General features: G+C 67.2%; 7 protein-coding genes. 3 read left to right on the forward strand and 4 right to left on the reverse strand.

Annotated elements, in window-relative coordinates; translation table 11 throughout:
* The 4 genes from CVM52_RS21360 to CVM52_RS21375 form a co-directional block, all read right to left on the reverse strand.
* A partial coding sequence (locus CVM52_RS21360; RefSeq protein WP_172721061.1) for an Rne/Rng family ribonuclease occupies nucleotides 1-2,297 on the reverse strand: 2,297 nt, incomplete at its 3' end.
* A gap of 515 nt (nucleotides 2,298-2,812) precedes the next feature.
* Complete coding sequence (locus tag CVM52_RS21365) at nucleotides 2,813-4,282, reverse strand: carboxypeptidase M32 (RefSeq protein WP_100164415.1); 1,470 nt, start codon at nucleotides 4,280-4,282, stop codon at nucleotides 2,813-2,815.
* A 4-nt stretch (nucleotides 4,283-4,286) separates the two neighbouring features.
* Nucleotides 4,287-5,432 (reverse strand): heme A synthase, encoded by a 1,146-nt coding sequence (ctaA, locus tag CVM52_RS21370; protein WP_100164416.1) that lies wholly within the window; start codon nucleotides 5,430-5,432, stop codon nucleotides 4,287-4,289.
* A gap of 63 nt (nucleotides 5,433-5,495) precedes the next feature.
* Nucleotides 5,496-6,242, reverse strand: a complete 747-nt coding sequence (locus CVM52_RS21375; protein WP_100164417.1) for an RNA methyltransferase — start codon at nucleotides 6,240-6,242, stop codon at nucleotides 5,496-5,498.
* Nucleotides 6,243-6,387: 145 nt separating this feature from the next.
* On the opposite strand from CVM52_RS21375, the gene CVM52_RS21380 reads away from it, so the two are divergent.
* The 3 genes from CVM52_RS21380 to CVM52_RS21390 all read left to right on the forward strand — a co-directional run.
* Nucleotides 6,388-7,014: a thiamine phosphate synthase gene (locus tag CVM52_RS21380; protein WP_100164418.1), complete on the forward strand. Its 627-nt coding sequence runs from the start codon at nucleotides 6,388-6,390 to the stop codon at nucleotides 7,012-7,014.
* 67 nt (nucleotides 7,015-7,081) lie between these two features.
* Complete coding sequence (locus tag CVM52_RS21385; RefSeq protein ID WP_100164419.1) at nucleotides 7,082-7,981, forward strand: PfkB family carbohydrate kinase; 900 nt, start codon at nucleotides 7,082-7,084, stop codon at nucleotides 7,979-7,981.
* On the forward strand, nucleotides 7,978-8,266 hold a 289-nt coding region (locus CVM52_RS21390; protein WP_172721062.1), incomplete at its 3' end, for a pseudouridine-5'-phosphate glycosidase. The genes CVM52_RS21385 and CVM52_RS21390, both read left to right, overlap by 4 nt.

Consider the following 8,266-nt stretch of genomic DNA (forward strand, 5'->3'; position numbering starts at 1 on the left):
TCCTCGGGCTGCGCGGCGACGGCATCGGCCACCTCGGCCTCGGCGCTGGCGGCCACCTCGGCGGGCTTGCCCTCGGGCTCGGCCGCTGCGGTTTCTGCCTCGGCGGTTTCAGTCCCGGCTGCGGGTTCCTGATCGCCGTTGTTGCCGTTTTCCGATCCGTTCTCGGCCGACTGGTTCGACGACTTGCCCGACCGGCGGCGCCGGCGGCGGCGTTTGCGCTTGGGCTTGCCGTCGCCCTCGCCCTCGCCGGTTGCGTTGTTTTCGACCTCGTCGGGCACCTCGTCGATATCGTCGTCGCTGTCGCTGTCGGCGTCGATCTGATCCATCAGCGAGGTATCGACCGAGACCACCGGCGCGGCAATCGCGGTGATGCTGCGCGTTGCGGTCTTGAACTTCTCAAGCGAGAAATCCGGGCTGACCAGGTGCGGGTCGCCTTCGATCCGGACGCTCAGGCCATACCGGCCCTCGATCTGGGCGATATGCTCGCGCTTTTGGTTCATCAGGTAATTGGCGATGCCGACCGGGCATTTCACCAGCACCTCGCGCGACCGGCGCCGCACGCCTTCTTCCTCGATCTGGCGCAGGATGCTCAGCGACATGTTGTCGTCCGAGCGGATCAGGCCGGTGCCGTGGCAGGCCGGGCAAGGCTGGGTCGTCGCCTCGATCATGCCGGGGCGCAGGCGCTGCCGGCTCATCTCCAGCAGGCCAAAGCCCGAGATCCGGCCCACCTGGATGCGGGCGCGGTCGGTTTTCAGCTTGTCCTTCAGGCGCTTCTCGACGGCCGAGTTGTTCTTGCGCTCGTCCATATCGATAAAGTCGATGACGATCAGACCGGCCAGGTCGCGCAGGCGCAGCTGGCGCGCCACCTCTTCGGCGGCTTCCAGGTTGGTCTTGAGCGCGGTTTCCTCGATTGAGCCTTCCTTGGTGGCCCGGCCCGAGTTCACGTCGATGGCGACCAGCGCCTCGGTGACGCCGATGACGATATAGCCACCCGACTTCAGCTGAACCGTCGGGTTGAACATGCCGCCCAGGTAGCTTTCGACCTGGTAGCGCGCGAACAGCGGCAGCACGTCCTGGTACTGCTTCACGTTCTTCGCGTGGGACGGCATGATCATCTTCATGAAGTCCTTGGCGATGCGATAGCCGCGGTCGCCCTCGACGAAGACCTCGTCGATCTCTCGGTTATAGAGGTCGCGGATCGACCGTTTGATCAGGTCGCCTTCCTCGTAGATCTTGGTGGGCGCGATCGACTTCAGCGTCAGTTCGCGGATCTGTTCCCACAGCCGCTGCAGATACTCGTAATCGCGCTTGATCTCGGCCTTGGTGCGCTTGGCGCCCGCGGTACGGATGATCAGCCCGGCGCCCTGCGGCACGTCGATCTCGCCGGCGATTTCCTTCAGCTTCTTGCGATCCGCCGCATTGGTGATCTTGCGCGAGATGCCGCCGCCGCGGGCGGTATTGGGCATCAGCACGCAATAGCGGCCGGCCAGCGACAGATAGGTGGTTAGCGCAGCGCCCTTGTTGCCGCGTTCTTCCTTGACCACCTGCACCAGCATGATCTGGCGCACCTTGATCACTTCCTGGATCTTGTAGCGGCGCGGCCGCGGTTTGCGCGGCGGGCGCAGATCCTCGACATCATCCTCGTCGGCGACGGATTCGATGCTGTCATCCTTGGCCGCCGCATCCGCGGCGCCGGCGGAATCCTCGGCGTCGTCGTCATCGACCTCGGTATCGCCGGCGGTGTCCTCTGCCGCGGCGCTATCGTCTGTCGGTTCCTCGAGCGGGGTTTCGGCCACCAGCTCCATGGGCGAGGTGCCCTCGGGCACGCCCTCTTCGTCGGCCAGGTCGATGGTTTCCATGCCGCTGATCTCGGCCTCGACCTCTTTGGTCTCGACCGCATCATTGCTTTTTGCCTCGGCCGCCTTGCTGCGCGACTTCGAGGAGCGGCGCGACCGCGACTTGGACGGTTTGCCGCCCTCGTCTTCTTCGCTGGCGCGCATCGCCTCGGCATAGGCGCGCTCTTCCTCCATCAGCGCCTGACGGTCGGCGACGGGGATCTGGTAGTAATCTGGGTGAATCTCGGAAAACGCGAGGAACCCGTGACGGTTGCCGCCATAATCCACAAACGCCGCCTGTAGCGACGGTTCGACCCGCGTTACTTTTGCGAGATAGATATTGCCGGCAAGCTGCCGTTTGTTTTCGGATTCGAAGTCGAATTCCTCGACCTTGTTTCCGTCCACCACCACGACGCGGGTTTCTTCCGCGTGGGTGGCATCGATAAGCATTTTCTTGGCCATGTGTCCTTGTCGCACGACCGCAAACGCGCCGGTCCTGGCGGGCCCGCACGTCCGGGGTGGTGTCTATTGAGGGCGATATGTGACGCAGCGCGGCAGGGCGTGACCCTATGGTCGCCTGCTGAGTTGCATAATATGCGCGCGCGCGTCATCGCGGTTCTTCTCCGACAGGTCGGGTCGGTCCCGTGCCCTGCCCATTCTTTCCTCCGGGCCTCGCGAGCGCCGGAGGTACTCTACCGACCCCTGTTCGGGGGTCAAATCAGCCTGTCCGGAATGTGCCGGGTGCGTCCTACACGATGTCCGGGACAGCGAAACTCATGCGGCCGACGCCGATAGGCGCCGATTGCCGTTCCACTACATAAGACCATGGCCGGGGCAAATACAATGGGCATAATCGCGGCGGGTCGCTTTTACCGCGATACCGCGCGTCAACGCACAACCATTGCGCGTTTTTCCGCTCCGGCGATCCCGCGCGAACAGAAAGCGTTAACAAAAGGTTAACCGGCGCAGTTCACCGGTCAAAGCCGGTAGAGCGCGCCGAATTTCGCCTCCAGATAGTCCAGCAGCGGCTGTTCCGAAACCGCGGCGCCAGCGGCGCGTTCGATGGTTTCGCGCGGCAGGTGCAGACCGCCATGGCGCTGCAGGTTCTCGCGCAGCCAGCGGGTCGCGCCCAGCGTGTCGCCCGCCGCAAGCTGGTCGTCCAGCCCCGGCACCGCCGCGCGCAGAGCCTGGTACAGACAGCCGGCATAGACATTGCCCAACGCATAGGTGGGGAAATAGCCGAACAGGCCCACCGACCAGTGCACATCCTGCAAACAGCCATTGGAGGGCTTGTCGACGGCATAGCCGAAATCGGCGGCAAAGCGGTCATTCCAGGCCGCCTCCAGATCACCGGGCAGCAGGTCCCCCGCCATCAGCGCGCGTTCCAGATCGAACCGCAGCATGATGTGCAGGTTATACTGCACCTCGTCCGCCTCGGTGCGGATATACCCCTTATGCACCCGGTTCACCGCCGCATAGAAGGCGTCGGCATCGGCGATGCCGAACGCGCCGAACAGCCCGCGCATCTCGTCAAACAGCCAGCCGGTAAAGGCGCGCGAGCGGCCCAGCTGGTTTTCGTAGATGCGGCTTTGGCTTTCATGCACCCCCATCGAGGCGCCCTGGCCCAGCGGGGTCAGCGCATAGGCCGGGTCGATCCCCTGCTCATAGGCGGCGTGGCCGGTTTCGTGAATGGTGGAGTACAGGCAGTTGAACGGATCGGTCAGGCTGGTGCGCGTGGTGATGCGCACATCGCTGCCCGAGCCCGAGCTGAACGGGTGTACCGCCTTGTCCAGCCGGCCACGGTTGAGATCATAGCCGAAGACCTGCGCCACCCTGCGCGCCAGCCGCATCTGCACCTCGGCATCAAAGGTGCCGCTGACCCCGGCAGGTGCGGGTTTCTCCAGCACCGCGGCCCGCAGTTCCACCAGGCGCGGGCGCATGGCATTGAACAGCGCGGCGATCTCGGCCGCGGTGATGCCGGGTTCGTAATCGTCCAGCATGGCGTCGTAAACATCGCCACCCGCCGCCAGTGCCGCGCCCTCTTCGCGTTTCAGCGCGACGACCTCGGCCAGCACCGGCAGAAAGGCGGCGATGTCCTCCTCGGCCCGCGCGGCGGCCCATTTGCCCTGCGCCTCGGAGGTGACCTGGGCCAGCCGCTTGGCCAGATCGCCGGGCACCTTGCGGGCGCGGTCAAAGGCGCGCCGAATCTCGCGCAGCTGCGCCTGCCCCGCCGCATCCGGGGCCTCGGCCTTGGCCAGCCAGTCGCCCACTTCCGGCGCCGAGCGGCGCGCATGCAACACCGACTGGATCGCCGCCATCTCGGTGCCGCGTTGTGCGGCGGCGCCGCGCGGCATCACGGTTTCCTGGTCCCAGCCCAGCCGCCCGGCAATCTGCGCCAGCGCCGAGGTTTCCCGCTGATAGGCCATCAGCGCGTTGAATGCAGTCATGCGGTTATCCCCTGACAGAGGTTGCGATCGGATAGGCGGCGAGAAAGCGGGCGCGCAGGATCAGCGCCCACAACAGCACCGCCACCAACTGGTGCAGGATCGCCAGGTGCAGCGGCGCGACATACAGCACCGTGACGATCCCCAGCACCATCTGCAGCAGCAGCGCGGCGGTCACCGCGTTAAAGGCAAAGCGGGTGTGCGGATTGGCGCTGCGCCGCGCCTTCAGCCAGACCACCAGGCCGAAGATCAGCAGCAGATAGCCGCTGATGCGGTGGATGAACTGCACCAGCCCCGGATTCTCGAAGAAGTTGCGCCAGGCCGGGCTCAGCCCAAACGGCTCGGGCGGGAAAAAACCGCCGGCCATCAGCGGCCAGTCGGTAAAGCTGCGGCCGGCATCGATGCCGGCGACCAGCGCGCCCAGCAGAATCTGCAGAAAGGCGAAATGCATCAGCCCGGTGCCCATGCCGAACAGCTTGCAGTCGCGCGCACGCCGCGCCTGCATCAGGCTGCGTTCGTCGCGGCCCAGCAGCAGGACATACCAGCCCAGCACGCCCAGAATCGCAAAGGCCAGCCCCAGATGCAGCGCCAGCCGGTAGCTGGCGACGCTGACCGTGTCGGTGCCCTGGGTGACACCCGAGGCCACCATCCACCAGCCGATCGCGCCCTGCAGCCCGCCCAGCAGACCGGGGATCAGCAGCCGCCCGGTCCAGCCCGGCGGGATTTTCCGCGCCACCAGGAAGCCGGCAAAGCCGACAAACCACACCAGCCCGATCAGGCGGCCGAGTTGGCGATGGCCCCATTCCCACCAGTAGATCTGTTTGAAATCCGACAGTTCCATCCAGTTGTTCATCAGGCGGAACTGGTCGATCTCCTTGTATTTGTCGAACTCGGCCTGCCAATCGGCCTGGGTCAGCGGCGGCAGCGCCCCGGTGACCGGACGCCATTCGGTGATCGACAGCCCGCTATCGGTCAGCCGGGTCAGGCCGCCCACCACGATCATCGCCACCACCAGCGCGAACAATACCATCAGCCAGGCACGCACCCCGCGCCTGGCGCCGCCGCGCCCGCGGCCGATGCCGCCGGTGGCGGCGGTTTCCCGCGTCGGGGTCTGGTCCGAGACTTCCTCGAAAATGCTGCGCTTGCCGCTCATGGCTTCTCCGTGGCTGGTTGCCGGTGGGAACCTAGGGGCGCTTGGCCGCAGGGTCCAGCCGGTTCAGTCGCCGCGCTGCTTCCAGCGGACCATCTGCCGCAGGATGCCGTGCAGCATCCGCACATCGGCCTGGGTCAGCGCCATGCGCGACCACAGGTTGCGCAGGTTAACCTTCATGCTGTCGGCCTTGGTCTCGGGGAAGAAGAATCCGGCGCGGTCCAGCGTCTCCTCGTAGTGATCGGCCAGCGCGTCGATCTCGGCGGCCACCGCCCAGCCGGTGCGGCCCGTCGCGATCTCTTCATGCACCACCTCGCCGGTCTGGCGCATCCATTCGTAGGCCACCAGCAACACGCATTGCGCCAGGTTCAGCGAGGCAAAGCCGGGATTGACCGGCACCGAGATGATCGCGTTGGCGCGGGCGATTTCCTCGTTCTCCAGCCCGGCGCGTTCGGGTCCGAAGATCACCGCCACCTTTTCGCCGGCGGCAATCTTTTCCGCCGCGATGCGCATCGCCCGCTCCGGGCTGAGCACCGGCTTGGTCAGGCCGCGCGGCCGCGCCGTGGTGGCCAGCACATAGGTGCAGTCGGCCACCGAGTCGGGGAAGGCATCACACAGCTGCGCCTCGTCCAGCAGGCGCCCGGCGCCGCTGGCCATGGCGCTGGCCTTTTCGTTCGGCCAACCGTCGCGCGGCGCGACAAGGCGCATCCGGTCCAGCCCGAAATTCCACATCGCCCGTGCGGCGGCACCGATATTCTCGCCCATCTGCGGGCGGACGAGGACAAAGGCGGGTTGCGGCTGGTCGGTGGGCATGGCTGTCTCGGGTCAATCCGCCCCCCTCTAGTGCGGCTGGCCGCCGGGGGCAAGCCGGCCGCATCGCGGTCAACCGCGCGAACGGGTTTGTCAGCGCGGCGCGGATTCGCTAGAGCAGCGCGAAACACCGCCAAGGACCGCCCCGATGGACACGCCCGAGCAGCCGCAAATCTACCTGGTCACCCCGCCCGCCTTCGATCCAGACCCGTTTGCCGAAACCCTGGCACGGGTGCTGGACGGCGCCGAGATCGCCTGCCTGCGGCTGGACATGGCCGGGCGCGACGAGGACAAGCTGTCGCGCGCCGCCGACACCCTGCGCGAGGTGGCCCATGCGCGCGACGTGGCGCTGGTGATCACCGATCACCTGCTGCTGGCTGAACGGCTGGGGCTGGACGGGGTGCATCTCAGCGATGCGGCGCGGTCGGTGCGCAAGGCGCGCAAGGCGCTGGGGCCGGACGCCATCGTCGGCAGTTTCTGCGGCGCCTCGCGCCATGACGGCATGACCGCCGGCGAGGCCGGTGCCGATTACGTCAGCTTTGGTCCGGTCGGCGCCACCGCGCTGGAGGATGGCCAGCGCGCCGCGCCGGAACTGTTCCAGTGGTGGTCCGAGGTGATCGAAGTGCCGGTGGTGGCCGAGGGCGCGCTGACGCTGGACGAGATCCGCACGTTGGCGCCGATGACCGATTTTTTCGGCATCGGCGAAGAGATCTGGACCCGTGACGATCCGCTGGCGGCGCTGCAAGAGCTGATCGCCGCCTGTACCCCGGCCTGAGCGGTTCTTCGTTGCGCCGGGCCTGCAACCGCTTGAACGACAGCGGCTTTGGCGTCAGAAATCGGGTATGACCCAGCCGCAGCCCCCCGAAATCCTGTGCATCGGCAGCGTCCTCTGGGACGTGATCGGCCGCTCGGCCTGCCATATGCGGCAGGGCTCGGACGTGCCGGGCCGGATCAGCCGCTTGCCCGGCGGCGTGGCGATGAACATCGCGATGACGCTGGCGCGATTCGGCCTGCGACCGGTGCTGTTGACCGCGATCGGCCAGGACCCGCAGGGCGACGAGCTGATCGCCGCCTGCGGCCAGATGGGCATGGTCACCGCGCATGTTTTCCGCTCGGACGATCTGCCCACCGACCGATACATGGCGGTCGAGGGCGCCAACGGGTTGATCGCGGCAATTGCCGACGCGCATTCGCTGGAGGCGGCGGGCGAAAAGATCCTGCGCCCGCTGGTCAACGGTACGCTGGGCAGCGCCGAAGCGCCCTATGCCGGACCGGTCGCGCTGGACGGCAACCTGACGCTGCCGGTGCTGGATACCATCGCGCACAGCCCCGCCTTTGCCGCCGCCGACCTGCGCGTCGCCCCGGCCTCGCCGGGCAAGGCCGAGCGCCTGCTGCCTTTCCTCGCGCATCGGCGCGGCACACTCTACGTCAACCTGGAAGAGGCGGCGATCCTGTGCCAACAGGAGCTGGAGACAACCAGCGACGCGGCCAGCGCCCTGCTGGAGCGCGGCGCCCGGCGGGTTCTGGTCACCGATGGCGACCGGCTGGCCACCGAGGCGGATGACCAGGGCCGGGTCACGCTGCAGCCGCCCAAGGTGCTGGTCACCCGGGTGACCGGCGCCGGCGACACTTTCATGGCGGCGCATATCGCGGCGGAAAGCGCCGGGAATGACCGCGAGACGGCGCTGCACCGGGCGCTGGCGGCAGCGGCACGCTATGTCGCGGGAGGAACACCGCTGTGATCGAACTTGCCTTTTCCGACGAGGTGCAGGCCGCGCGCGCGACCCGTCAGCCGATCGTGGCGCTGGAAAGCACCATCATCACCCACGGGATGCCGCATCCGCAGAACGTGCAGGTGGCGGCGCAGGTCGAGGATGACATCCGTGCCACCGGCGCGGTGCCCGCCACCATCGCGGTGCTGGAGGGCCGGCTGCAAATCGGCCTGTCGCCGGCGCAGCTGGACGGGCTGGGCCGCGCAAGCGGCGTGGCCAAGCTGTCGCGCGCCGATCTTGCGGCCTGCCTCGCCA

Source organism: Pseudooceanicola lipolyticus (assembly GCF_002786325.1).
Lineage (GTDB): Bacteria > Pseudomonadota > Alphaproteobacteria > Rhodobacterales > Rhodobacteraceae > Pseudooceanicola_C > Pseudooceanicola_C lipolyticus.